General features: G+C 71.0%; 19 protein-coding genes. 13 read left to right on the top strand and 6 right to left on the bottom strand.

Annotated features, from left to right (window positions below; translation table 11 throughout):
- The first annotated feature begins 15 nt into the window (after positions 1 to 15).
- The 7 genes from J5V96_RS15565 (at position 16) to J5V96_RS15595 (ending at position 8,469) form a co-directional block, all read left to right on the top strand.
- Positions 16 to 1,512, top strand: a complete 1,497-nt coding sequence (locus J5V96_RS15565) for an ABC transporter ATP-binding protein (protein WP_208505078.1) — start codon at positions 16 to 18, stop codon at positions 1,510 to 1,512.
- Positions 1,509 to 2,726 carry an ABC transporter permease gene (locus tag J5V96_RS15570; RefSeq protein ID WP_208505080.1) on the top strand — a complete coding sequence of 406 codons (1,218 nt, stop codon included), beginning with the start codon at positions 1,509 to 1,511 and terminating at the stop codon, positions 2,724 to 2,726. Before J5V96_RS15565 ends, J5V96_RS15570 begins: the two co-directional genes overlap by 4 nt.
- A complete protein-coding gene (locus tag J5V96_RS15575; protein ID WP_208505082.1) occupies positions 2,723 to 4,006 on the top strand; it encodes an ABC transporter permease in 1,284 nt (427 codons plus the stop codon). Before J5V96_RS15570 ends, J5V96_RS15575 begins: the two co-directional genes overlap by 4 nt.
- Before the next feature lies 1 nt (position 4,007).
- Positions 4,008 to 4,406: a cytidine deaminase gene (locus J5V96_RS15580; protein ID WP_208505084.1), complete on the top strand. Its 399-nt coding sequence runs from the start codon at positions 4,008 to 4,010 to the stop codon at positions 4,404 to 4,406.
- Entirely contained in the window at positions 4,403 to 5,713 is a 1,311-nt protein-coding gene (locus J5V96_RS15585) for a thymidine phosphorylase (RefSeq protein WP_208505086.1), read from the top strand. The genes J5V96_RS15580 and J5V96_RS15585 overlap by 4 nt, the downstream gene beginning before the upstream one ends.
- Positions 5,714 to 5,779: 66 nt before the next feature.
- Positions 5,780 to 6,892 carry an adenosine deaminase gene (locus tag J5V96_RS15590; protein WP_208505088.1) on the top strand — a complete coding sequence of 371 codons (1,113 nt, stop codon included), beginning with the start codon at positions 5,780 to 5,782 and terminating at the stop codon, positions 6,890 to 6,892.
- Positions 6,893 to 7,083: 191 nt separating this feature from the next.
- Positions 7,084 to 8,469, top strand: coding sequence for an MFS transporter (locus J5V96_RS15595; RefSeq protein WP_208505090.1), 1,386 nt, complete (start codon positions 7,084 to 7,086; stop codon positions 8,467 to 8,469).
- Positions 8,470 to 8,526: 57 nt separating this feature from the next.
- Here J5V96_RS15595 and J5V96_RS15600 read toward each other — a convergent pair whose 3' ends face one another.
- The gene (locus J5V96_RS15600) at positions 8,527 to 10,179 is read right to left on the bottom strand and encodes a thiamine pyrophosphate-binding protein (protein WP_208505092.1); all 1,653 of its coding nucleotides are present in this window, start codon (positions 10,177 to 10,179) and stop codon (positions 8,527 to 8,529) included.
- A 232-nt stretch (positions 10,180 to 10,411) separates the two neighbouring features.
- Here J5V96_RS15600 and J5V96_RS15605 point away from each other — a divergent pair, with 232 nt between their 5' ends.
- Positions 10,412 to 12,331, top strand: coding sequence for an FAD-binding monooxygenase (locus tag J5V96_RS15605; protein WP_208505094.1), 1,920 nt, complete (start codon positions 10,412 to 10,414; stop codon positions 12,329 to 12,331).
- Positions 12,332 to 12,362: 31 nt separating this feature from the next.
- Here J5V96_RS15605 and J5V96_RS15610 read toward each other — a convergent pair whose 3' ends face one another.
- Positions 12,363 to 13,151: an IclR family transcriptional regulator gene (locus J5V96_RS15610; RefSeq protein WP_208505095.1), complete on the bottom strand. Its 789-nt coding sequence runs from the start codon at positions 13,149 to 13,151 to the stop codon at positions 12,363 to 12,365.
- A 167-nt stretch (positions 13,152 to 13,318) separates the two neighbouring features.
- Between J5V96_RS15610 and J5V96_RS15615 the strand changes: the two genes are divergently transcribed.
- From J5V96_RS15615 to J5V96_RS15635, 5 genes are read left to right on the top strand one after another with little or no spacing between them, the layout of a single operon-like run.
- Complete coding sequence (locus J5V96_RS15615) at positions 13,319 to 14,740, top strand: aldehyde dehydrogenase family protein (RefSeq protein WP_208505097.1); 1,422 nt, start codon at positions 13,319 to 13,321, stop codon at positions 14,738 to 14,740.
- 31 nt (positions 14,741 to 14,771) lie between these two features.
- Positions 14,772 to 16,790, top strand: a complete 2,019-nt coding sequence (locus tag J5V96_RS15620; protein ID WP_208505100.1) for a primary-amine oxidase — start codon at positions 14,772 to 14,774, stop codon at positions 16,788 to 16,790.
- Positions 16,791 to 16,814: 24 nt separating this feature from the next.
- On the top strand, positions 16,815 to 17,309 hold the full coding sequence (locus J5V96_RS15625; RefSeq protein ID WP_208505103.1) for a hypothetical protein: 495 nt from the start codon (positions 16,815 to 16,817) through the stop codon (positions 17,307 to 17,309).
- 30 nt (positions 17,310 to 17,339) lie between these two features.
- Positions 17,340 to 18,800, top strand: a complete 1,461-nt coding sequence (locus tag J5V96_RS15630) for an APC family permease (protein WP_208505106.1) — start codon at positions 17,340 to 17,342, stop codon at positions 18,798 to 18,800.
- A gap of 12 nt (positions 18,801 to 18,812) precedes the next feature.
- Complete coding sequence (locus J5V96_RS15635; RefSeq protein ID WP_208505114.1) at positions 18,813 to 19,454, top strand: TetR/AcrR family transcriptional regulator; 642 nt, start codon at positions 18,813 to 18,815, stop codon at positions 19,452 to 19,454.
- 12 nt (positions 19,455 to 19,466) lie between these two features.
- Here the strand turns inward: J5V96_RS15635 and J5V96_RS15640 are convergent, their stop codons facing one another.
- The 4 genes from J5V96_RS15640 to J5V96_RS15655 all read right to left on the bottom strand — a co-directional run bounded on the left by J5V96_RS15640 (position 19,467) and on the right by J5V96_RS15655 (position 24,730).
- On the bottom strand, positions 19,467 to 20,618 hold the full coding sequence (locus tag J5V96_RS15640; RefSeq protein WP_208505117.1) for a mannitol-1-phosphate 5-dehydrogenase: 1,152 nt from the start codon (positions 20,616 to 20,618) through the stop codon (positions 19,467 to 19,469).
- Positions 20,619 to 20,632: 14 nt separating this feature from the next.
- Positions 20,633 to 22,660, bottom strand: a complete 2,028-nt coding sequence (locus J5V96_RS15645) for a PTS mannitol transporter subunit IICBA (RefSeq protein WP_443673953.1) — start codon at positions 22,658 to 22,660, stop codon at positions 20,633 to 20,635.
- 118 nt (positions 22,661 to 22,778) lie between these two features.
- On the bottom strand, positions 22,779 to 24,452 hold the full coding sequence (gene ptsP / locus J5V96_RS15650) for a phosphoenolpyruvate--protein phosphotransferase (RefSeq protein WP_208505122.1): 1,674 nt from the start codon (positions 24,450 to 24,452) through the stop codon (positions 22,779 to 22,781).
- 8 nt (positions 24,453 to 24,460) lie between these two features.
- Positions 24,461 to 24,730, bottom strand: coding sequence for an HPr family phosphocarrier protein (locus J5V96_RS15655; protein ID WP_208505124.1), 270 nt, complete (start codon positions 24,728 to 24,730; stop codon positions 24,461 to 24,463).
- Positions 24,731 to 24,738 lie beyond the last annotated feature (8 nt).

The following is a 24,738-nucleotide window of genomic DNA, read 5'->3' on the forward strand; positions in this document are numbered from 1 at the left end:
GAGGATGGGGAGACCATGAAACTCGAGCTGCGCGGCATCACCAAGAGGTTCGGCAGTCTGACAGCCAACGACGGCATCGATCTGGTCGTCGAGCCCGGGGAGATCCACGCCCTCCTGGGCGAGAACGGCGCGGGCAAGTCGACGCTGATGAACGTCCTGTTCGGGCTGTACCAGCCCGACGAAGGCGAGATCCTGCTGGACGACGTGCCCGTCCACTTCAAGGGCCCGGGCGACGCCATGGCCGCAGGCATCGGCATGGTGCATCAGCACTTCATGCTGATCCCGGTCTTCACGGTCGCCGAGAACGTGATGCTCGGCCACGAGCCCACGAAGGGCGGTGTGCTCGACCTGGCCACGGCTCGTCGGCGCGTGCGCGAGATCTCCGCGCAGTTCGGCTTCGACATCGATCCCGACGCCGTCGTCGGCGATCTGCCGGTCGGCGTGCAGCAGCGCGTCGAGATCGTCAAGGCGCTCTCGCGCGACGCCCGGGTGCTGATCCTCGACGAGCCGACCGCCGTGCTCACGCCGCAGGAGACCGATGAGCTGATGGTCACGATGCGCCAGCTCGCCGAGGCCGGCACGTCCATCGTCTTCATCACCCACAAGCTGCGCGAGGTCAAGGCCGTCGCCGACAAGATCACGGTGATCCGCCTCGGCCGTGTTGTCGGCGATGCCGATCCCGCCGCGTCCAGCCAGGAGCTCGCCTCGCTGATGGTCGGCCGCGAGGTCGAGCTCACCGTGCAGAAGGCCCCGGCGAAGGCCGGCGACGACGCGCTCGTCGTCGAGGACCTCACGCTCTTCGCCGCCAACGGCGCGCGTCTGCTCGACGACGTGTCGTTCACCATCCGCGCGGGGGAGGTGCTGTGCATCGCGGGAGTGCAGGGCAACGGCCAGACCGAGCTCGCCGAGGCGATCATCGGCCTCCACAAGCACGTGAAGGGGTCCGTGCGCCTGCGGGGCGAGGAGCTGCTGGGGCGCACCGTGCGCGGTGTGCTCGAAGAGGGTGTGGGCTTCGTGCCCGAGGACCGCAAGGTGGAGGGGCTCGTCAGCGAGTTCAGCGTCGCCGAGAACCTCATGCTCGACCGCAGCTTCCACGGTCCGTTCGTCACGCGCGGCAGCATCGACTTCGGCTACCGCGACACGTTCGCGCGTGACGCCATCGCCGAGTTCGACATCCGCACGCAGGGGCCCGACACCGCCGTCGGCAAGCTCTCGGGCGGCAACCAGCAGAAGGTCGTCATCGCCCGCGAGATGGCGCGCGACCTCAAGCTCTTCATCGCGTCGCAGCCGACCCGAGGCGTCGACGTGGGATCCATCGAGTTCATCCACGAGCGGATCATCGCGGTGCGCGACTCCGGCGTGCCCGTGCTCATCATCTCGACCGAGCTGGACGAGGTCGCAGCCCTGGCCGATCGCATCGCGGTCATGTACCAGGGCTCGATCATCGGGATCGTCCCGGGGAACACCCCGCGTGAACAGCTCGGCCAGCTCATGGCAGGAGTCGCCGCATGACCGCCCTCACCGATCAGAACGCGCCTTCGCCAGTCGACGAGGAGCGCCCGGATCGTCTGCGCGCGTTCCTGCGCGATCTCGCCGAGGGATCCATCGTCCGCACGCTCGTCGCGATCGCGCTGTCGCTGATCGCCGGCCTGCTGCTCGTGGTCTTCACGAACGAGGACGTCCGGCCGACACTGGCCTATCTGTTCGGGCGACCGAGCGACTTCTTCCAGGCGGCGGGCGCCGCCATCGCGAACGCGTGGGACGCGCTCATCCGCGGCGCCATCTGGAACACGCGCGCGGATGACTTCGCGAAGGGCATCCGCCCGCTCACGGAGACGCTGCGCTTCGCGGGGCCGCTGATCGCGGCGGGCCTGGGTCTCGCGGTCACCTTCCGCACCGGCCTGTTCAACATCGGTGGCCAGGGGCAGATGCTCATGGCCGCCGCATGGGCGTCGTTCGCGGCGAGCCAGCTGCACCTGCCGTGGGGCATCCACCTGATCGTGGCGATGCTGTTCGGCTTCGTCGCCGCAGCCCTGTGGTCGGGTATCGCCGGCTTCCTCAAGGCCCGCACCGGCGCGCACGAGGTGATCGTGACGATCATGATGAACTACATCGCCGTGTCGCTCGTGACCTTCCTCATGCGCACCCCCGTGCTGCACGACATGTCGAAGGGGCAGAACCCCGCGACCATCCCGCCCGACAAGACGGCGGTCTTCCCGCGGCTGCTGGGCGAGGGCTTCGACCTGCGCTGGTCCTTCATCGCCTGCCTTCTCGCGGTCGTGGTGTTCTGGTGGCTGATGGAGCGCTCGACGCTCGGCTTCCGCCTGCGCATGGTCGGCGCCAACCCGGATGCCGCCCGCGCGGCCGGCGTCAACGTCGAGACCACCGCGATCCTGGCGATGGTGATCTCGGGTCTGTTCATCGGCCTCGCCGGCCTCAACCAGGCCCTGGGACGCGATGGCAACTACGGCCCGGGTGTCGACGCCGGCATCGGCTTCGACGCGATCACGATCGCCCTGGTCGGCGGCAACGGCGCGCTCGGCGTGCTGTTCGCAGGCATCCTGTTCGGCGCGTTCAAGGCCGCGAGCCCCGCCATGCAGGTCGCCGACGTCTCGCCCGAGGTGCTCAGCGTGATGCAGGGTCTGATCCTGCTGTTCATCGCGGCGCCCCCGTTGATCCGCGCGATCGTGCCGTTCCTGCCGAAGCCGAAGGAGGAGACGCGATGACCGCCGTGACCACGGCCCCCGCTTCCGCGGCCCCGCACACCGTCACGCTGCCGCCTCGCTCGTGGCGCACGCCGATCGTGCTCGCCGTCGCCGCAGCGCTCACGCTGGTGCTGTTCGGCTTCCTGGGCCGAGATGAGACCACCGACCTCGTGTGGTCGGGCTCGGGCGACGCGGTCGTGGTGCCCGCGACCACCGTCGTGCCGCGCGTGCTCGCCCTCGTGCTGGGCCTCGTCGCTCTGGCCGTCGCGGCCTGGGCCGTGTTCCGCGCCTGGAAGCGTCAGCCCGTCGGCATCTGGGCCTCGATCGTCGTGGCCATCGCGTTCCTGTTCAGCCTGATGACGTGGGTGGGTGCCGGCAACCAGGTGCTCATCCCGTTCCTGCTGACCAACACGGTCGCCCTCTCGACCGCCATCGTGCTCGGCGCCATGGCGGGGGTCATCGGCGAGCGCGTGGGTGTGGTGAACATCGCGATCGAGGCGCAGCTGCTCGGCGGCGCGTTCACCGCGGCGTTCGTCTCCTCGACGACCCACAACCAGATCGTCGGACTCGTCGCGGCGATGGTCACGGGCGCGCTGATCTCGATGGTGCTCGCCGCGTTCGCGATCGTGTACGTCGTCGACCAGGTGATCGTGGGTGTCGTCCTCATCGGCCTCGTGACCGCCGTCACCCGCCTGCTGTACGCGACCGTGCTAGGCCCGGACTCGGGCACGTTCAACAACCCCGGCACGCTTCCGAAGATCCGGATCCCCCTGCTCGCCGACATCCCGGTGCTGGGCTCGGTGCTCTTCGAGCAGCGCCTCACGACCTACCTGATGTTCCTCATCGTGCCGGCCGTGTGGTTCGTGCTGTTCAAGACCAAGGTCGGCCTGCGTGTGCGCGCCCTGGGTGAGCACCCGCAGGCCGCGGACACCGTCGGCATCGACGTCAACCGCTGGCGCTTCTGGACCGTGACGATCGCCGGCCTGATCGCCGGTCTCGGCGGTGCCGCGATGACGATCGGATCCGTCGGAGCGTTCGTCAACGAGATGAGCGCCGGCAACGGCTTCATCGCGCTGGCTGCCGTGATCCTGGGTCGCTGGCACCCGATCTATGCGGCACTGGCGGCCCTGCTGTTCGGCTTCGCGTCGGCGTTCCGCATCTGGACGAACCAGGCCGGGGCGGCGATCCCGACGGATCTCATCGAGATGACTCCGTATGTCGTGACGATCCTCGCGGTCACGCTGGTGGCGGGGCGCGTCGTCGGGCCCCGGGCCACCGGCAAGCCGTACATCAAGGGCTGAGATGACTGAGATCGACTGGCAGCGCCTGCGCGCGGTGGCGCACGAGGCGATGGAGCATGCGTACGCGCCCTATTCGCGGTTCCGCGTGGGGGCGGCGGCCCTCGTCGACGACGGCCGGATCGTGTCCGGCTGCAACGTCGAGAACGCCGCCTACGGGGTGACCCTGTGCGCCGAATGCGGGCTCGTGTCCGAGCTGGTGCGGTCGGGAGGGGGCCAGCTGGTCGCCTTCGTCTGCGTCGACGGGCAGGGGCAGACCCTGATGCCCTGCGGCCGCTGCCGGCAGCTGCTGTCGGAGCACGCGGCCCCCGACATGGTGCTCGAGACGGTCTCGGGCAGGCGAACGATCGATGAGGTGCTGCCCGACGCCTTCGGGCCGCGCAATCTGGAGGAGGCACGATGACCGACAGCAGCCGGGTGGAGCCGTTCGATGCGGTCGACGTCATCCGCACCAAGCGCGACGGGGGCCGCGTTCCCGAGGACGCGCTGCGCTGGATGATCGACGCCTACACGCGCGAGTACGTCGCCGACTCCCAGATGGCCGCGTTCGCCATGGCGGTGCTGCTGAACGGCATGGATCGCGATGAGATCCGCGTGATGACCGACGCGATGATCGCGTCGGGGGAGCGCATGAGCTTCGCCGGGCTCGGCAAGCCGACGGTCGACAAGCACTCGACCGGAGGCGTGGGCGACAAGATCACGCTCCCGCTCGCGCCGCTGGTCGCCGCGTTCGGGGTCGCCGTGCCGCAGCTGTCCGGTCGCGGCCTCGGTCACACGGGCGGCACGCTCGACAAGCTCGAATCGATTCCCGGATGGCGCGCGGCGCTGTCCAACGACGAGATGACGGCGCAGCTGCGAGACGTGGGTGCGGTGATCTGCGCGGCCGGGTCCGGTCTCGCCCCGGCCGACAAGCGTCTCTACGCGCTGCGCGACGTGACGGGCACGGTCGAGGCGATCCCGCTGATCGCGTCGAGCATCATGTCGAAGAAGATCGCCGAGGGCACCGACGCGCTGGTGCTCGATGTGAAGTTCGGATCGGGCGCCTTCATGCGCGATTACGACCGTGCCCGCCAGCTGGCGGAGACGATGGTCGCGCTCGGGACCGACTCGGGTGTGAAGACCACGGCCCTGCTGACCGACATGAACACCCCGCTCGGCCTCGCGATCGGCAACGCGAACGAGGTGCGCGAATCGGTGGAGGTGCTCGCCGGAGGCGGTCCCGCCGATGTCGTGGAGCTCACCGTGGCCCTCGCGCGGGAGATGCTGGCGCTCGCCGGCCAGCCCGACGCCGATGTGGAGGCCGCCCTCCGCGACGGCCGCGCGATGGACGCCTGGCGCCGCATGATCACAGCTCAGGACGGCGATCCGGATGCCACGCTGCCCACGCCGAACGAGACGCACACGGTGGTGGCGCCGCGCGACGGCTTCGTCACCCGCATCGACGCGCTCAGCTTCGGCGTCGCCGCCTGGCGCCTCGGGGCGGGGCGTGCCCGCGCGGAGGATCCGGTGCTGCACTCCGCCGGCATCGACCTGCATGCCAAGCCGGGCGACCGGGTCGCCGCGGGTCAGCCGCTCTTCACGATCGGCGGTCCCGACGACACCCGCTTCGCGCGTGCGCTCGAGTCGCTCGAGGGGGAGTGGGAGATCGGCGACGACGCTCCCGTCCGCGAGTCGATTGTGCGCGAGCGCATCAAAGCCGGAGGCTATTGATGCGGTCCGCGCCGTTCGGCGTGATCCTGAACTGAACCCCGAACCACCCGACGCGAGGAGCGCACCATGATCGATCCGTTCGGAGACGCCCGCGTGGAGGGTGTGTCGATCCGCAGCCTGCCCAAGGTCTCCCTGCACGATCACCTCGACGGCGGCCTGCGGCCCGACACCATCGTCGAGCTCGCCGACGAGGCCGGCATCGAGGTGCCCGAGACGGATCCGGTGCGCCTGGCCGGCTGGTTCGGCCGCCAGAGCGAGGCGGGATCGCTGGAGCAGTACCTCGAGACCTTCGCGGTGACGACCTCCGTGATGCAGACCCGCGAGGGCCTGCAGCGCGTCGCGCGTGAGTATGTCGAGGATCTCGCGGACGACGGGGTCGTGTACGGCGAGGTGCGCTGGGCGCCCGAGCAGCACGTCGCGGGCGGTCTGAGCCTCGAGGAGGCCATCGAGGCGGTTCAGGACGGCATCTACGAGGGTGAGGACATCGTCGCGGACTCGGGTCGTTCGATCCGGGTGGGGCAGCTGCTCACCGCGATGCGCCAGAACTCCCGATCGGCCGAGGTCGCGCGTCTGGCCGTCGAGTTCCGCGAGGAGGGCGTCGTCGGCTTCGACCTCGCGGGTCCCGAGGAGGGGTTCCCCGCGTCGGGTCACCGCGAGGCGATCGACATCATCGGACAGGCCTTCCTGCCCGCGACCATCCACGCGGGGGAGGGGGCGGGTCTTGAATCGATTCGCTCGGCCCTGCTCGATGGTCGCGCGCTGCGCCTCGGGCACGGGGTGCGCATCGCCGAAGACCTCGACATCGTCGAGACCCAGGGCGAAGAGGTGCGTGTGCGCTTCGGCGACCTCGCGCGCTGGGTGCGCGATCGCGAGATCCCGCTCGAGCTCGCACCGTCATCAAACCTGCAGACCGGCGCGATCGCGCAGTGGGGCAAGCAGCTCGAGGACCACCCGTTCGACCTGCTCTACCAGCTCGGCTTCGCCGTGACCGTCAACACCGACAACCGCCTGATGAGCCGCACCTCGCTCACCCGGGAGCTGTCGCAGCTCGTCGCCGCGTTCGGATACGGCCTCGACGACATCGAGGCCTTCCAGCTGAACGCCGCCGCCGCCGCGTTCCTCCCCGTCGAGGAGCGCGAGGAGCTCATCGAGCTCATCGGCGAGGGCTTCGGGGGCTGAACCCCCGCTGGCCGAAGGGCCCGGATCTCCGCGGAGATCCGGGCCCTTCCGCGTCTGGCGAGAGCCGGACGCGTCGTGTATGTTCTCATGCGAGTGCGGGTTCAGTATACGAACAGCAAGTTCGATAATCGAATCCCGCCGATGACGAGACTGCGAAGCGACGAAGCAACGCACCTGACCACGGAGGTCACATGTCCGCCCGAGACGCCCCTTCCTCTCCCCTCACGCCCACCGGCACGATCGCCACCGCGGCCGACCGTCGGCGCGTCGCCTTCGCGACCGTCGTCGGCACCACCGTGGAGTGGTACGACTTCTTCACCTACGCGTTCGCCGCGAGCTCGGTGTTCGCGGTGCTGTTCTTCGAGCCCGCGGGCGCCCAGCTCGCCCCGATCTGGTCGACCATCACCATCGGCGTGAGCTTCCTGTTCCGTCCGCTCGGTGCGTTCCTCGCGGGTCACTTCGGCGACCGGATCGGTCGTCGTCCGATGCTCGTGCTCACGCTCATCCTGATGGGCGGCGCCACGATGCTCGTCGGCGTGCTGCCCACGTATGCGGCCGTCGGCGTCGTCGCGCCGATCCTGCTCGTCACGCTGCGCATCCTGCAGGGTCTGTCGGCGGGTGGCGAGTGGGGTGGCGCGGTGCTGATGGCCGTCGAGCACGCCCCGCGCCAGCGGCGCGGCCTGTTCGGAGCGATGCCGCAGATCGGTGTGCCGATCGGACTGCTGCTCGCGAGCGCCGTGCTCGGCGTGATGCGCCTGATCGCGCCCGACGAGGAGAGCTTCCTCGCCTGGGGATGGCGCGTGCCGTTCCTGCTGAGCTTCGTGCTGATCTTCGTCGGCTACTGGGTGCGTCGCCGCGTCGAGGAGAGCCCCGTGTTCGAGGAGATCGCCGAGCGCCAGGAGCAGAAGAAGATCCCGGTCGTCGAGCTGTTCCGCCGTTACGCCCTGCTGGTGCTGCTCGCGGCGGGTGTGTTCATCGGCAACAACGCGGTGGGCTACATGACCACGGGCGGGTTCATCCAGAACTACGCGAGCAATGCCGAGGGCACGATCGCGCTGAACCCGGCCGACGTGCAGTGGGCCATCGTCGCGTCGGCGGTGTCGTGGCTCATCTTCACCTTCATCTCGGGAGTGCTCTCCGACCGGATCGGCAGGCGCACCACGTACATCATCGGCTGGATCGTGCTGGGCGTCACCGTCGTGGCCCTGTTCCCGCTGGTCGACACCGCCACGCTCGGCGGTCTCACGCTCGGCGTGGTGCTCCTCGGCGTCGGCCTCGGTCTGACCTACGGCGCGCAGTCGTCCTGGTACGCGGAGCTGTTCCCGGCCTCGGTGCGGTTCTCGGGCGTCGCGATCGCCTACGCGATCGGCTCGGTGCTCGGTGGTGCGTTCGCGCCGACGATCGCCACGGCGATCGTGCAGTCCACCGGCTCGACGGGCGGCATCACCTGGTACCTGCTCGGCACCGTGGCGCTCTCGCTGATCAGCACCCTGCTGCTGCGTGACCGCAAGGGCATCGACCTCGGCCCGCACAACGAGGCCGAGCAGCAGCGCCGCATCTACATCTGGTCGAAGTAGCCGTTCGCGACACGAAGGCCGCCCCGGGATACTCGGGGCGGCCTTCGCCTTGCGCTCTCAGCTGTTCACCCGGATGACCTCGTGCTGGTACGGCGCGATGACATCGCCCGAGATGCGCAGGTCGAGCACGAGGAAGCGGCGCGTGCCGGCGGGCTCGGCCGCCCAGGTGGCGAGGCGATCGAGGTCGGCGAGGCGTTCGACGACCACGGCCTCGGCGCCCGCCGCACGGCCGAGAGCCGCGAAGTCGACGGTGGGGATCCGCATGGGGCCCTCGTGAAGGCCCTGCAGGCCGTAGAGGTTGACCTCCGCGCTGTACGCGCCGTCGTTCCACACGACGGCGATGCCGCGGCCCCCGGCCGTGCGCACGGCGGTCTCGAGATCGGCCAGGGCCATGAGCCCACCGCCGTCTCCGGTGGTGAGCACCACGGCGGCATCCGGGGCCGCCTGCGCCGCGCCCGCGACGCTCGGCCACCCCAGGCCGATCGACTGATAGGCGGTCCCGACCATCACCATGCGCCCGGGCGACGCCACGGGCCAGAACATGTTCGCCCAGGCGATGAAGTGTCCGCCGTCGCTGACGACGACGCGATCCTCCGGCAGGAGCTCGCCGATCCGGGCGGCAACCGCGCGCGGATCGAGGCGGCCGTCGGGGGCGAACTCGTCCTCCACCACCTGCGCGCGCAGCGCCGAGGCGTCGACGCCCGGCCACGCCCGGCCGGCGGACCCCGCGCCGAGCGCGGCGACGTCGTCGGCCAGCAGTTCGGCGACCACGCGCGCGTCGCCGCGCACGTACGCGCCCACTCTGGGGTGCGTGGCCGTCGGGGCGATATCGACCTGCACGAGCTGTGCGTGCGGATCGAGCAGCTCGCCGAAGCGCATCGTGAACTGGGTGAGGCTCGCACCGAACGCCACCACGACGTCGGCGGAGCGCACGGCCTCCATGGCGCCGGGGGCGCCGAACCCGCCCGTGACGCCCAGATCGCGCGCCTCGTCGGGGAACAGGCCCCGGCCGAGCGCCGTGGTCGCCGTGACGGCGCCGCTCGCCGCCGCGAGGCGGCCGAGCGCCGCACCCGCTCCGGCGAGCCATGCGCCGCGACCCGCGAGCAGCACGGGGCGCTCGGCGTCTGCGAGCGCTCGGGCCGCGCGCCGGATCGCCTCGCGGGCGTCCGGCGACGGGGCGATCGGCTGCGGCAGGCGGGGCTCGGGCACCTCGGGGATCGGACCGGCGTCGAGCTTCGGCATGTCGTAGGGGAGGGCCAGCACCACCGGCGTGCGATGAGCCAGAGCGTGCTCGATCGCGATGACGGTGGTGCCGACGGCGTCGAGGCGCCCGACCGTGTACGTGCGCACGCCGACGGCGGATGCGAGGGCGATCTGGTCGACGTCCCAGGGGCGCGGGCCCGGCGTGGGCTGGTCGCCGACCACCAGGATCAGCGGGGTGCGCGCCTGTGCGGCCTCGGCCAGCGGCGTGAGGGCGTTGGTGAAGCCCGCGCCGTAGGTGGTGGTGGCTGCGGCGATCCGTCCGGAGACGCGATAGTGCGCGTCCGCGGCCACCACGGCTCCCGCCTCATGGCGCACGGCGGTGTAGGTGACGCGGTTCTCGCGCAGCAGCGCATCGAGGAGGTGCGCGTTGCCGTTGCCCATGAGCCCGAAGACCTGGTCGAGGTGGCGGGCGAGAGCGGCGGCGACGTGCGCGGCGACGGTGGGCATGGCGGTGCCTTTCGAGAGACGGGTGGTCAGAATTCCCGTATGTGTCTCGCCGCCGTGGGAGGTCGTGCTTCGTGCCCCTTTTCCGAGCACCGGCGCGCGTCTTCGCGAACCGGACGCGCAGAAGCCTAGCGCTTGCGATCGAGAAGCGGGCGTCCTAAACTCGGCGTGGTCGATAAACGAACAGCGTGTTCGATTATCGAGTGAGGTCAAAGAAGATCGAGAAGAGGCTGTTGTGCAGTTCCATCATCACGGTTACGTATCCGGAGATCCCCGTGTGCAGCCCGCCTCGGGCATCGGCCTCGCGCGAGAGCCCGAGCTGCCGGACGAGATGGATGTGCTCATCGTTGGGGCCGGCCCGGCGGGCATGATCGCCGCCGCCCAGCTGGCGCAGTTCCCCGGCATCTCCACGCGCCTGATCGATCGCCGCCCGGATCGTCTCGCCGTGGGGCAGGCCGACGGCATCCAGGCCCGCACGGTGGAGACCTTCCAGGCCTTCGGCTTCGCGAACCGCATCATCGAGGAGGCCTATCGGATCACCGAGATGTGCTTCTGGAAGCCGGATCCCGCGAATCCCGAGAACATCGTCCGCGCCGCGCGCACGCCGGACGATCCGCACGGGATGAGCGAGTTCCCGCACCTGATCGTGAACCAGGCCCGCGTGCTCGACTACTTCGCCGAGTACGCGCGTAACGCCCCGGGCCGCCTCGAGCCCGACTGGGGGTGGGAGTTCGTCACCCTGCGCGTCGAGGAGGAGGGCGACCACCCGGTCGTGGTGACGCTGCGTCGCGCGGCGGATGCGGGCGCCTCCGCCGGCACGGCCGAGGGCGAGCAGCGCACGGTGCGGGCTAAGTACGTGCTCGGCGCGGACGGCGCCCGCAGTCGCGTGCGCGAGGCCATCGGCCGACGTCTCGAGGGCGATCAGGCCTTCCACGCGTGGGGCGTGATGGACGTGCTCGCGGAGACTGATTTCCCCGACATCCGCACCAAGTGCGCGATCCAGTCGCACGACGGCGGCAGCATCCTGCACATCCCGCGCGAGGGCAATCACCTGTTCCGGATGTACGTCGACCTCGGCGAGGTCGCCCCCGACGACAACGGGCGCGTGCGCCAGACCACCCAGGCAGAGGTCGAGGAGCGGGCGAACCGGATCCTGCATCCCTACACGCTGACGGTCAAGAACGTCGCGTGGCGCAGCGTCTACGAGGTGGGGCACCGCGTCACCGACAAGTTCGACGACGTGCCGGCCGACGAGATCGCCACCCGCACACCGCGCGTGTTCATCACGGGTGACGCGTGCCACACGCATTCGGCGAAGGCCGGTCAGGGCATGAACGTGTCGATGCAGGACGGGTGGAACATCTCCTGGAAGCTTGCGCACGTGCTCGAGGGGCGGGCGCCCGAGGAGCTGCTGCACACCTACTCGGCCGAGCGGCAGCAGATCGCGGTGAACCTGATCGAGTTCGACAAGCAGTGGTCGAGCCTGATGGCCGCCAAGCCGGAGGAGATGGAGGATCCGTCCGAGCTCGAGGACTTCTACATGAAGACCATCGAGTTCCCCGCCGGGTTCATGACCCGGTACGAGCCGTCGATGCTCATCGCCGATGACGCGCACCAGGAGCTGGCATCCGGGTTCCCGATCGGCAAGCGGTTCAAGTCGCACCCCGTCGTGCGGGTGTGCGACGCGAACCCGAAGCAGCTCGGGCACCACCACCGCGCCGACGGCCGCTGGCGCGTCTACGTGTTCGCCGACGCGGCCGCCCCCGCGCAGCCGGGCAGGGTCGCCGATCTCGCGCAGTGGCTCGTCTCGGCTCCCGACTCGCCGGTCGTCGCCTTCACTCCCGACGGGAGCGATCTCGACGCGTGGTTCGACGTGAAGGTGATCTACCAGCAGGATCACACCCGCGTCGAGATGAACGAGGTTCCGGCCGTGTTCCTGCCCAAGGTCGGCCCGTTCCAGGTCGCCGACTACGAGAAGGTCTACGCCGCAGACCCCGCCGACGACATCTTCGAGGCCCGCGGGATCAGCCGTGACGGCGCGATCGTTGTGGTGCGCCCGGACCACTACGTCTCGGCCGTGCTGCCCCTCGATGCCGCGGCCGAGCTCGCCGGCTTCTTCGCCGGGGTGTTCCGCAGGCAGTCGGCCGGCGTCTGAGCCGGCTCCCGCCCGCGCGCGCGGGGCCGGGTCAGGGCCCGAGCGCGCGGGGGGTGCCCGTCGCGGGCGGGGGCCGCGGGCCCCCCCCGGGGGGCGGGGGCCGGCACCGGGCCCCCCGCCCGCGGGCGATGCCCGTCGCGGCCGTGCGCAGGCGCGTGGCGATCTCGGCCTCGGGTCTCGTGAGCGAGACGTGGATCGCCGCCACCGATGCGAGCGGCTGGCCGGGCACCACGAGCGGAACGGCGACCGACCAGAGCAGGGGCACGACCTCGTCGTAGCTCGTCGCGTAGCCGCGCGCGCGGCTCTCGGCGATCTCTGTGCGCAGCGCCTCGGTCGCCTCGACCGGCCACGCCGAATCCGGCAGCTCCATGAGCATGGCCTTGCCCGGACCGCCGCGCGTGATCGGGTGGCGATGGCCGGGCTGGTAGGAGACCGCGACCGACCGGCGCGGGGGTGCGCTGGCGAACGTGATGCCCTCGCCGGACTCGAACAGCACAAGCAGGCACGTCATGCCGAGCTCGTCGGCGGCCTCGCTCAGCTCCGGCAGAGCCGCGGCCTGCAGGTCGCGGGACACGCTCGACGCCAGCGCCGCCAGCCCCGCGCCGAGGGAGACCAGGCCGTTCGCGCCGCGCGTCACGAGCCCGTGGTCCTCGAGCGTGCGCAGCAGCCGGTAGGCGACCGAGCGATGCACGCCGAGGGCCCGGGCGAGATCGTCGATCGACAGGGGCTTGTCGTCGGCGGCGAGGATCTCCAGCAGGCGGATGCCGCGGCTCAGGGTCTGCGAGCCGGCTGGGGACGTGACGGAGCTGTCGTTGTTCACGGGCTTCCTTCGTCGAGAGGGGGATCTGTCGAGCCTATCGGGGGCGTTCGATTATCGAATCCGGATTTCGACTCTTTATTTTGAGCGCTTGATCAGTTACCGTGGCCGGGCAGCCATCGCCGACCTGAGGCGATCCGGCGCGAATCGATGAGTGAAGGAGCTCTCCGATGACCGACATCGACGTCGCTGTCACCCTGCTGGACCGCGTGCAGGCTCTGCCCGAGACCGGACGCGCCATCCCCGACGCCGCCACGGGCGAGACGATCGGCTACGCACCCGAACACACCGTCGCGGATCTCGACGACGCCGTCGCCCGTGCCAAGGCCGCCCAGCCCGCCTGGGAGGCGCTCGGCCATGAGCAGCGCACCGCACTGCTGCTGCGCACGGCTGACGCGATCGACGCGCACGCCGAGGAGCTCGCCCGCCTGCTCTCGCGCGAGCAGGGCAAGCCGCTGGACGGACCGAACGCCCGCTTCGAGCTCGGCGGATGCAGCGCCTGGCTGCGGGAGTCCGCCACCGCGGAGCTGACGTCGCAGGTCATCACGGACGGTGAGAACGACATCGCCGAGGTCACCTACCGCGCCCTGGGCGTCGTCGGCGCCATCGGGCCGTGGAACTGGCCGCTGATGATCGCGATCTGGCAGATCGCTCCCTCCCTGCGCATGGGCAACACCGTCGTCGTCAAGCCCAGCGAGTACACCCCGCTCAGCGTCCTCGCCCTCGTGTCCGTGATGAACGAGGTGCTGCCCGCCGACGTGCTGATCCCGGTGGTCTCGGGCGACCGCGAGGTCGGCGCGCGCCTGGCGTCGCACCCGGACATCGACAAGATCATGTTCACCGGATCCACCGCCACCGGACGCAAGATCGTCGAGGCGAGCGGTGCCAACCTCGCCCGTCTCACGCTGGAGCTCGGCGGCAACGACGCCGGCATCGTCCTCCCGGACGCCGATCCGCAGGCCATCGCGGAGGGGCTCTTCTGGGGTGCCTTCATCAACACCGGCCAGACCTGCGCGGCGCTCAAGCGCCTCTACGTGCACGACGCGATCTACGAGCAGGTCGTCGACGCGCTCGCCGCGATCGCCGCACAGATGCCGATGGGCAACGGGCTCGACGGCGGCAATGTTCTCGGCCCGCTGCAGAACGCGAAGCAGTTCGAGATCGTCAAGCGCCTCGTCGACGACGCGAGAGCCCGCGGCCGCCGCATCGTCACGGGCGGCGCCCCCGCACCCGAGCTCGGCGCGACCTTCTTCCAGACGACCCTCGTGGCCGACGCGCAGGACGGCGACCCCCTCGTCGACGAGGAGCAGTTCGGCCCGGCGCTGCCGATCATCCGCTACACCGACGTCGAGGACGCCATCGCGAGCGCGAACCGGCTCGACGTGGGGCTCGGCGCCTCCGTGTGGTCGAGCGACCGCGACGCCGCACGCGCCGTCGCGGGTCGCCTTCGCGCCGGCACCGTGTGGATCAACTCCCACGGCACCATCCACCCGAAGATCCCCTTCGGCGGCGTGAAGGGATCCGGCTACGGCCTGGAGTTCAGCGTCGAGGGCCTGAAGGCGGTCTCGGAGACCCGCGTCATCGCCGGCTGACGGCACCACCGATCCATCCGCAAGGAGCCGCATGACCATCCACCTGACCCACGACCACTCGTCGTCCGCGCCGGCTGACGTCGAGACGACGCCCGCGTCGCACCCGCTCGCGCCCCTCGGCGCCGCGGAGATCGCCGGCCTTCGCACCTTCCTCGACGCGCAGGGGCTCGTCTCCGAGTCGACGCGCTTCTCGTATGTCGCGCTGCGCGAGCCGCACAAGCGCGACGTGCTCGCGTGGCGTCCGGGCGATCCCGTCGTACGCGAGATCTCCGTGCTGCTCACCGACCTCGCCACCTCCCGCGTCGACGAGCTCGTCGTCGATCTCGCGGCCGAGCGGATCGTGGAGCAGCGCCGGCTCGACATCGCCTCCGAGGGCTTCGGGCCCGTGTTCGATGAGGACTTCGCCGCGGCCGACGAGATCGTCAAGGCCGACCCGGCCTACGTCGCGGCGCTCGCCGAGCGCGGCGTCCGCGACCTCGACACCGTCGTGGTGTGCGCTCTCTCGGCGGGCGTGTTCGGCTACGAGGACGAGGTGGGCGTGCGCGTTGTGCGCGCACTGGCCTTTGTGCAGGAGCACCCCTCCGACTCGTGCTGGGCGCATCCGGTCGGGGGTCTCGTCGCGCACGTCGACCTCACGAATCGGCGGATCCTGCGCCTGATCGAGACGGCCGAACGCCACGTTCCCGAGACCTCGGGCGACTACCTCGACCCGGCCGTGCGCGGCCCCGAGCGCACGACGCTCAAGCCGATCTCGATCACGCAGCCCGAGGGCGTCAGCTTCACGCTCGTGGACGGCGTGCTGACCTGGCAGAACTGGAGCGTGCGGTTGGGCTTCAACGGGCGCGAGGGCCTCACGCTGCACCAGCTCGGCTTCCGCGATGGCGAGCGCGATCGCCCCGTGATGTACCGAGGCTCGATCTCGGAGATGGTCGTCAACTACGGCGACGCGTCGCCCACCAACGCCTGGCAGAACTACTACGACGTCAGCGAGTACCAGTTCGGGCGCCTCGCCAACTCGCTCGAACTCGGCTGCGACTGCCTGGGGGACATCACCTACGTCGACGCGGTCGTGGCCGACGACCTGGGCGCGCCGCAGACGATCCGCAACGCCATCTGCATCCACGAGGAGGACTACGGCATCCTCTGGAAGCACAGCGACGCGTTCGCGGGCACCAGCGAGACGCGCCGCCAGCGCCGCCTCGTGATCTCGTTCTTCGTCACGGTCGGCAACTACGACTACGGCTTCTACTGGCACCTCTACCTCGACGGGCGGGTCGAGCTGGAGGCCAAAGCGACGGGCATCGTGTTCACGAACGCGCACCCGGGCGGCGACTACCCGTACTCCACCGAGATCGCGCCGGGGCTCGGGGCGCCGGTGCACCAGCACCTGTTCTCGGCCCGACTCGACATGACCGTGGACGGCACGGCGAACGCCGTCGATGAGATCGACGTCGCCCGGGTGCCGATGGATGCCGCCAACCCGTGGGGCAACGCCTTCACCCGGCGCCACACGCGTCTGCGCACGGAGCGCGAGGGTGTGCGCGACGCGGACCGCTCCGTCGATCGGGTGTGGCGCATCTCGAGCACGGAGCGCACCAATCACCTCGGCCGACCGACCTCCTACGTGCTGCTTCCCGAGGGCAAGCCCACCCTGCTGGTGGCAGACGACGCCCCGGTGCGCAAGCGCGCGGCCTTCGCGACGCACCATCTGTGGGTCACGCAGTACGAGCGCGACGAGATGTGGGCCGCCGGGCGCACCACCAACCAGAACCCGGGCGGTGCGGGTCTGCCGGCGTACGTCGCCGCGGACCGCTCGATTGACGGCGAGGACATCGTGCTATGGCACACGTTCGGCCTCACGCACTTCCCGCGCACCGAGGACTGGCCGATCATGCCCGTCGACTACGTCGGATTCACGCTGACGCCCGACGGCTTCTTCGATCGCAACCCCACGCTCGACGTGCCCGACCTGGGCGCCCATCGCACCGGACCCGCCGAGTCGTCCACCGGCTGCTGCGGCTCCGGCTCCAGCTGCGCCTGCGGGCACTGACACCCGGCGCGAGAGCGGACGACGATGTTCGAACTCGCCGCGGCGGGCACCGGTGTCCTCGCCGCCGGGGCATGCTGGCACTCGTCGATCGACGTGCGATCGCGCGTGACCGCCGTGGTGATGGCGGGGGCGTGTCTGCCGATGGGCCCGACGTGGGGAGCGGCGGCCGCGGCCGCGCTGATGGTGATCGCCCTCACGCTGCCCGTCGGCGTGCGCGGCCGGGCGCGCGATGACCGCGTGCTCACCTCCTACCGTGCGCTCGCCGCGGTCGCGATGGCGGCCGTGATGCTCGCCGCACCCCACGGTGTCTCGAGCGGTGCGGGCCCCGCCCACGCGCACGGCGCCGGCGTCGCGCCCGCCGCAGTCGCGCTGGCGGGCGTGGCCGCGCTCCTCATCGCGGGGGCGGTGCTGTGGCGCCGCCGCGCAGCGCACCGTGCCGTGCGCCTCGAGCTCGGCGCGACGAGCATCATGCTCGTCGTCGCCGCGCTCACCCACCTCGCCCCGATCCCGGGGCACTGAGCTCCTCGCGGAGCACCGAAAGGAACGTCCATGACCACCCAGGCGATGTCGGCAGTGCCGCCGGCGCAGCTTCCGTCCACGCAGCTGAAGAAGGACGCCGTCGGCGTCCCGGCGCTGCTCTTCTTCGTGCTCTCCGCGCAGGCGCCGCTCACGGGTGTCGTCGGCGCCGCCGGCCTCGCGGTCGCGCTCGGCAACGGCGCCGGCGCCCCCGGCGCGTACCTGCTCGTGGGTCTGATCACCGTGCTGTTCGCGGTCGGGTTCACCACCATGGCGCGCCACACCGACATCCGCGGCGGCTTCTTCGCGATCAGCCGCGCGGGCCTCGGACCTGTCGGCGGCGGGATCGGAGCCCTCGTCGCCGTCACCGCGTACCACCTGATCCAGGCCGCGATGTACGGCCTGCTCGCCGGAACCCTGGCGAGCGCGGTCACCCGCTGGACCGGCATCGCGCTGCCCTGGTGGATCTACGCCGTCGCGGCGATCGCCGTGGTGTGGATCCTCGGTCTGCGCGGCATCGAGCTGGGCGCGCGGCTGCTCGCGGTGCTGGTGTCGGCCGAGGTGCTGATCCTGCTCGTCTTCGCGGTCTTCGTGCTCGCCACGGGCGGCGGATCCCACGGCGGCGGGTTCGACCTGACGGCCAGCTTCTCCCCGCAGGCCGTGCTGAGCGGCATGCCCGCGATCGCGATCATGTTCGCCATCGCGTCGATGTTCGGCTTCGAGTCCACGGCGATCTACGCGGGGGAGACCCGCGACGCGCAGCGCACTGTGCCGCGCGCCACCTACCTCGCGGTCATCGGGGTCTCGGTGTTCTTCGCCTTCATCATGTTCATGCTGGTGAGCTTCTACGGCGCGCCCCACGCGCAGGACGCCGCGCTCGGCGCGCTCGCGGTGGACCCCGCCGTGTTCGTCCTCGAGCCCATGGACGCGGTGCTCGGCCCCTGGGCGTCGGCAGTGACGGAGGTGCTGCTGATCACGTCGCTGCTGGCAGGCGTCCTCGCCTTCCACAACACCGGCACGCGGTACCTGCACGCGATGAGCAGCCGGGGGATGCTGCCCGCCTCGCTCGCGCGCACCAACGCCCGCCAGACTCCGTCGCGCGCGGCGGCCGTGCAGTCGGCGATCGCGGCGCTGCTCGTTGTGCCGTTCGCGCTCGGCGGCCTCGATCCGGTGCTCTCGCTGTTCTCGTGGTTCAGCGGCCTCGCCGTGGCGGCCCTGGTGATCCTGTACATCGTGACCTCGGTTGCGATCATGGTGTTCTTCGCGCGCACCCGCGTCGAGCCGAGCATCTGGAAGGCGTTCGTCGCCCCGGCGCTCACGACCGTGCTGATGGCGGGCGAGCTGGTGCTGCTGGTGGCCAACTTCACAGTGCTGACCGGCACCGACGCCGCCCCCGGTGTCGCATGGGCCCTGCTCGCCGGGCTCGCCGTCGTCGTGGTCGTCGGCGCGTTCCTGCGGTCGCGGCCCGCCCCCGTCGGGGAGCCGCTTCTCTGAGAGAATCGGCGCATGCCGAAGATCGTGGACCGGGACGCCCGCCGCCGCGAGATCGTGGAGACCTATCTGCGTCTCGCGGCGGCGGAGGGTGTGGAGGCCGTCACCACGCGTCGGCTCGCGAGCGAGCTAGGCGTGGCGACCGGCGGCCTGTGGCACTACTTCAGCGGATTCGACGAAGTGCTGCTGCGGGCGTTCGAGCTGATCTTCGACCGGGCGGATGAGCGGATCGCCGGGGTGCTCGCGCAGCGCCGCGGAATCGACGCGCTCTGCGGTCTGATCGACCAGACACATCCGCTGGATGGCACAACGGGCGAGGAGGCGCACGTGGTGGTGAGCTTCTGGGGTCGTGTGCCGTTCCACCACGAGCTCTCCGCCGTGCAGTCGCGCGTGGAGGAGCACTGGCACCGCACCTACCGCCTGGCGCTCGAACAGGCGGTCGCCGACGGCGAGCTGCGTGCCGGCACGCCGGTCGACGCGCTGGCCGATGCGCTGCTCGTCTTCGTCGCCGGCTACCAGATCGAGCACGTGCTCGCCACGAGCCTGGCCCGCCCCGACCGCCAATGGCGCGCGGTCGGGGCGGTGCTCGGACCCTGGCTCACCGAGGAGGCCGCGGCACGCGGCGAATTCGCCCGTCGCGCCGCGGCCCCGGTGTGACGGCGGGCCGGGTCACGCGGAGGCGACGACCTCGGCGACCCGCGCGAACAGCGGGTGCTCTCGGTCGAGACCCGTCACCTGCGCGGTGAAGTCCTCCGGCGTGAGCTCGCGGCGCAGGCGCTGCAGCTCGACCGACTGCTCGTCCTCGGGCTCGTCGAAGACGAGAGCCGCACCGATCGCGGCCAGGAGGCCGTCCACCGGAAGGCCGCGCTCGGCCGCCTCGGCGGCGGGGCCCACAAAGCGCTCGTGGCGCGAGAGCTTGCGCAGCGGCTGCCGCCCGACGCGGCCGACGGTGTCGGGAAGGGCCGGATTGCGGAAGCGCCCGAGGATCGTCGCGCGGTACTGGGTGAGGTCGTCGGGCTCGAAGCCGTGCTTGGCCGCCAGCAGCGCCGAGGTCTCCTCGAGCGCCTTCGCCACGCCGGCCAGGACGCCCGGGTCGGCGAGAGCGTCCGAGATCTTCTCGAGCCGCGCACGCGCCCCCAGATACGCCGCCGTGGCGTGCCCCGTGTTCACCGTGAAGAGCTTGCGCTCGATGTAGGGGGCGAGGTCGTCCACGAAGTGCGCGCCCGGGATGGTCGGCGGGTTCTCCCCGAACGGTGCCCGCTCGATGGCCCACTCGAAGAACGGCTCGACCGTCACGTCGATGCCGGATCCCTCCGGCTGGCCGGGCACGATCCGGTCGACCGCCGTGTTGGCGAACACCGCGCGGGAGGAGATCGCATCCCACCGGTCGCCGGCCGCCTCGCGCATATGGTCGCGGAGCGTGTCGGTCGCGCCGATCGCGTTCTCGCAGGCCATCACCTGCAGCGGGGGAAGGGCGGGATCGCGCAGCGCGAGGCCCGCGACCAGGTGCGGCGCGATGAACCGCAGCACCGTGGGGCCGACCGCGGTGGTGGCGACCAGGGCGCTCGCCACCTCCGCGGCCACGCCCTCGGGGTCGGCCGCGCTGTCGATCGCGCGGAACCCCGAGACGACCCGGTCACGCCCTCCCTCGCCGACCTCGTGCACTGTGTACTCGGTGGCCCCGTTGATCGCGTCGACGAGAGTCGTCGCGACGTCGGAGAACACCACCTCGTACCCGCCCTCGTGGAGCAGGAGCCCCACGAAGCCGCGGCCGATGTTGCCTGCGCCGAAATGGACGGCCTTCCGGGTCGTCTCGGTCATGAGATGCCTTTCGTTCAGTCTTCGCCGATGGCCTTGAGCAGCGCGTAGAGCTCCTCGGGCGTCTCCGCCTTCTTGAGCTCGGCGACCTGCTCCTCGTCCGAGAAGAGGATCGCCACGTTCTGCAGCAGGGCCAGGTGCTCGTCGCCCTTGCCGGCGATGCCGACCACGAAGGTCACATCATCGCCGTCCCAGTCGATGCCGCCGTCGTAGCGGACGACGGTGAGCGAGGAGGCGAGGATGGCGTCCTTCGCCTCGTTCGTGCCGTGGGGGATGGCGAGCTCGTTGCCCATGAAGGTGGACACCGTCTGCTCGCGGGCGAGCATCGCGTCGAAGTACGCCTTGGTGACGGCGCCCGCCGATTCCAGCAGGTCGGCGGCCTCGCGGATCGCCTCGTCGCGCGAGACCGAGCCCGAGTGGATGCGCACGTTGCCCGGCACGAGCACGCGGTCGCCGTTGCCCACACCGCTCTCCGCCTCGGCGGCTGCGGCCGCGCGGGCCTCCGCGCGCGTGGCGGGTGCTCCGACTTCGGCGCCCGACAGGCCGTCGGGAGCGGCGGGCACCGGCTGCGGCTCGGCGTCGACCGACGAGGCGGCCCGCTGCTCGAGCACCATGTTCACGACCTCGTCGTAGCGCGGCGAGTTCATGAAGTTGTCGACCGAGACGTGCACGGCGCTTCCGGCTCGCTGCTTCGCGCGGTCCGTCAGCTGCTGCTGGGTGATCACGAGATCCGCGGATGCGTCGAGGTTGGCGATGGCCTTGTTGGTCACGTCGATGTCGGTGATGCCCGCGGCCTTGAACTTGTTGCGCAGGACGCTCGCGCCCATCGCGGACGAGCCCATGCCCGCATCGCAGGCGAACACGATCTTGCGGATGTCGGCCGTCGGCGCGAGCACGGCGCCGCCGGCGGCGGTGAGGCCGCTGAGGGCGGACGATGCCTTGCCCTTGTTGGCCGCCGTCTGGGCGACCGCCGCGCCGAAGCCGTCGGCTCCCGCCGCCTCGGCGGCGAGGTCGCGCTTGCGCGAGGCCAGCAGGATCGGCGCCGCCACGGCGAACGTCACGGCCGCCGACAGGATCACCGACAGGATGACACCGAGGTAGCTGTCGCCCGCCGTCTGGAAGAGCACCGCGATGATGCTGCCCGGCGCGGCCGGCGCTCGCAGGCCCGACTGGAAGAGCACGTTGGTCGTGACGCCGGTGGCGCCTCCCGCGATCACCGCGAGCAGCAGGGCGGGCTTCATGAGCACGTACGGGAAGTACACCTCGTGGATGCCGCCGAGGAACTGGATGATCGCCGCACCGGGGGCGGTCGCGCGCGCGGCGCCGACGCCGAAGAACGTGAACGCGAGCAGCACGCCGAGGCCGGGGCCGGGGTTGGCCTCGAGCAGGAAGAGGATCGACTTGCCGTCGGTCTCCGACTGCGCGAGACCCAGCGGGGTCAGGACGCCGTGGTTGATGGCGTTGTTGAGGAAGAAGACCTTCGCCGGCTCGATGAGCACGCTGGTGAGGGGCAGCAGGCCGTTCTCCACCAGCCAGCCGACCGCGCCCGACAGCACCGACATGAACCAGTTGATCACCGGGGCGAGCACGTAGAAGCCCAGCACGCCCAGACCGAAGCCGGCGATGCCCGCGGAGAACATGTTGACGAGCATCTCGAAGCCCGCCTTGATCTTCCCCTTCCAGAGCCGGTCGAGGTGCTTCATCACCCAGGCGGCGAGCGGGCCCATGATCATCGCGCCGATGAACATGTGCACCTGTCCGAGCTCGCTCTCGCCCTCGGCGAGGCCCGCGTTGAACTGGGCGATGAGGAAGTCGGATCCGGCGATCACACCGAAGACGGCGATGGCCGCCACGACCGCGCCCCGGTCCTGGTAGACCATGCGTCCGGCCTGAACCGCGATCAGGATCGGCAGGAGGTAGTGGATCATCGGGCCGACCATGGTCGCCAGCGCCGCGTTGGGCGTCCAGCCCACGTCGATCACGAATGCGGTCAGGATGCCCCACGCGATGAGTGCGGGGATGTTGGGCATGATCATGCCCGACATGAAGGTGCCGACCTTCTGGATGCCGACCCTGAGACCCCCTCGGGTCCGGGGTTCTGCTACGGCTGACGTCGTCGTCATGGCCAGGCCTTTCTGCTGTGTTCGGGTAGGGGAGAGGGAGTCAGTTGCCCGCGGCGGCCCGCGCCGCGGCACGAGCGCCGGCGGCGTCGTCCGCGTCGAGGGCGGCCTGGGCGATGCGCTTCGCGTCGTCCGCAGTGAAGCGGCCGAGCGAGAAGCGCACGTCGGCGAGCGCGGCGGGGGCCATCGAGAGAGAGGTCGCGCCGAGGCCGACGAGCACAACGGCGAGCAGCGGATCGGCTGCCGCCTCGCCGCAGATCCCGACCGGCTTGCCGTTCGCGGCGCCGGCCGCGCCCACCTGCTCGATGAGCTTCAGCACGGCGGGGTGCCACGGATCCTGGAGGTTCGCGACCGTGCCGAGGAGGCGATCCGCCGCCATCGTGTACTGCGTGAGGTCGTTTGTGCCGATCGAGGCGAAGTCGGCGTGCTTCAGCACCCGCTCCGCGAGAAGCGCGACGGCAGGCACCTCCACCATCACGCCCGCGACCCGGATGCCGAGCTCGCGAGCAAGCGAGGTGAAGTACCGGGTCTCGTCGACCGTCGCGATCATGGGCGCCATGACCCAGAGATCCGCGCCCGCCTCCTCGTTCGCCTGCGCGAGCGCCGTCAGCTGATCGCGCAGGATCTGCTCGCTCACCCGGAGCGCGCGGATGCCGCGCAGGCCCAGCGCCGGGTTCTCCTCGGGGGCGTCGTTGAGGAAGGGGAGCGGCTTGTCGGCGCCCGCGTCGAGCACGCGCACCACCACCTTCTTCCCGGCGAACGCACGGAGCAGCTGCGCGTACTCCGCGCGCTGCGCCTCGACGGTCGGGGCCTCCTTGGAGCTGAGGAAGAGGAACTCGGTGCGGAACAGCCCCACACCCTCGGCGCCCAGCTCGACGGCCTCGGCGGCGCCCTTCGAGGAGCCGAGGTTGGCCAGCAGCGGGATCGCGGTGCCGTCGGCGAGCGCCCCGGGGGTGACCGGGGCCGCCTCGGCGGCCGCGCGCTCGGCGATCCGGCGGTCCGCATCGGCGAGCTCCTCGTCGGAGGCGTGGGTGGTGACGGCGCCGGATGCGGCGTCGACGATCACCACGTCGCCGTCCTGGAGCGCAGCGGCGCCGGCGGCGCCGACGACCGCGACGATGCCCTTCTCGCGCGCGAGGATCGCGGTGTGCGAGGTGGGGCCGCCGTCGGTGGTCACGAGCGCGAGCACGCGGTTCGGCGACGCGGGGTCGAGGTCGAGCAGCGCGGTGTCGGCCGGAGCGAGATCCGGCGCCACCAGCACGAACGGGTGCCCGGGGCTCGGGACGCCGGGGGCCGGCTCGCCACGCAGGTGGGCGATCACCCGCGCGGCGACGTCGTCGAGGTCGGCGGCGCGCTCGCCGAGGTAGCCGCCGACGGCCTCGAGCGTCGCTCGGAACTCCGCGAACGCGTCGTGCACGGCGAACTCGGCGGTCTTGCCCTGGTCGAGGCGGGCCTGCACGGCCTCCTCGAGCGTCGGGTCCTCGGCCATCATCGCCTGGGCCTCGAGCACGTCGCGGGCGGCGCCTCCCGCGGCCTCGGCGCGGGAATTGAGCTCAGCGGCCACCGCGGCGACGGCCTCGCGCACGCGCGCGGCCTCCTCGGCGGCGTCGCGTGTGCTCTTCTCGTCCTTCGGCGCGGGGGCGCGCTCGGCCATCCGGGCGACCGGCCCGCGTGCGGTGCCCAGCCCGATGCCGACGCCGGAGATGCTCTCGCTCATCGGGGGAGTCAGGAGGCGTCGTGGTCGAGGGCGAGCAGCTGCTCGAGCGAGTCGAGCACGGCGTCCGCGCCGTCGCCCTCCGCCGACAGCGTGACCTCATCGCCCTGCTCGATGCCGAGCGCGATCACGCCCAGGATGCTGGCGGCGTTGACGGGCTTGCCGTCGCCCTTCGTGATCGTGACGGGGATGCCTGCGTCCTTCGCCGCCTGCGAGAAGAGCTTCGCGGGGCGGGCGTGCAGCCCGTGCGAGGAGCCGATCTGAACGGTGCGAGTGGCCATGGTGAGTC

Source organism: Microbacterium stercoris, assembly GCF_017592545.1.
GTDB lineage: Bacteria > Actinomycetota > Actinomycetes > Actinomycetales > Microbacteriaceae > Microbacterium > Microbacterium stercoris.

Bases quoted from the DNA above. Each gene is read 5' to 3' on its own strand.
- J5V96_RS15565 (WP_208505078.1), top strand. From the start codon at position 16: ATGAAACTCGAGCTGCGCGGCATCACCAAGAGGTTCGGCAGTCTGACA.
- J5V96_RS15570 (WP_208505080.1), top strand. From the start codon at position 1,509: ATGACCGCCCTCACCGATCAGAACGCGCCTTCGCCAGTCGACGAGGAG.
- J5V96_RS15575 (WP_208505082.1), top strand. From the start codon at position 2,723: ATGACCGCCGTGACCACGGCCCCCGCTTCCGCGGCCCCGCACACCGTC.
- J5V96_RS15580 (WP_208505084.1), top strand. From the start codon at position 4,008: ATGACTGAGATCGACTGGCAGCGCCTGCGCGCGGTGGCGCACGAGGCG.
- J5V96_RS15585 (WP_208505086.1), top strand. From the start codon at position 4,403: ATGACCGACAGCAGCCGGGTGGAGCCGTTCGATGCGGTCGACGTCATC.
- J5V96_RS15590 (WP_208505088.1), top strand. From the start codon at position 5,780: ATGATCGATCCGTTCGGAGACGCCCGCGTGGAGGGTGTGTCGATCCGC.
- J5V96_RS15595 (WP_208505090.1), top strand. From the start codon at position 7,084: ATGTCCGCCCGAGACGCCCCTTCCTCTCCCCTCACGCCCACCGGCACG.
- J5V96_RS15600 (WP_208505092.1), bottom strand. From the start codon at position 10,179: ATGCCCACCGTCGCCGCGCACGTCGCCGCCGCTCTCGCCCGCCACCTC.
- J5V96_RS15615 (WP_208505097.1), top strand. From the start codon at position 13,319: ATGACCGACATCGACGTCGCTGTCACCCTGCTGGACCGCGTGCAGGCT.
- J5V96_RS15620 (WP_208505100.1), top strand. From the start codon at position 14,772: ATGACCATCCACCTGACCCACGACCACTCGTCGTCCGCGCCGGCTGAC.
- J5V96_RS15625 (WP_208505103.1), top strand. From the start codon at position 16,815: ATGTTCGAACTCGCCGCGGCGGGCACCGGTGTCCTCGCCGCCGGGGCA.
- J5V96_RS15630 (WP_208505106.1), top strand. From the start codon at position 17,340: ATGACCACCCAGGCGATGTCGGCAGTGCCGCCGGCGCAGCTTCCGTCC.
- J5V96_RS15635 (WP_208505114.1), top strand. From the start codon at position 18,813: ATGCCGAAGATCGTGGACCGGGACGCCCGCCGCCGCGAGATCGTGGAG.
- J5V96_RS15640 (WP_208505117.1), bottom strand. From the start codon at position 20,618: ATGACCGAGACGACCCGGAAGGCCGTCCATTTCGGCGCAGGCAACATC.
- J5V96_RS15645 (WP_443673953.1), bottom strand. From the start codon at position 22,660: ATGTCGGGCATGATCATGCCCAACATCCCCGCACTCATCGCGTGGGGC.
- ptsP (WP_208505122.1), bottom strand. From the start codon at position 24,452: ATGAGCGAGAGCATCTCCGGCGTCGGCATCGGGCTGGGCACCGCACGC.
- J5V96_RS15655 (WP_208505124.1), bottom strand. From the start codon at position 24,730: ATGGCCACTCGCACCGTTCAGATCGGCTCCTCGCACGGGCTGCACGCC.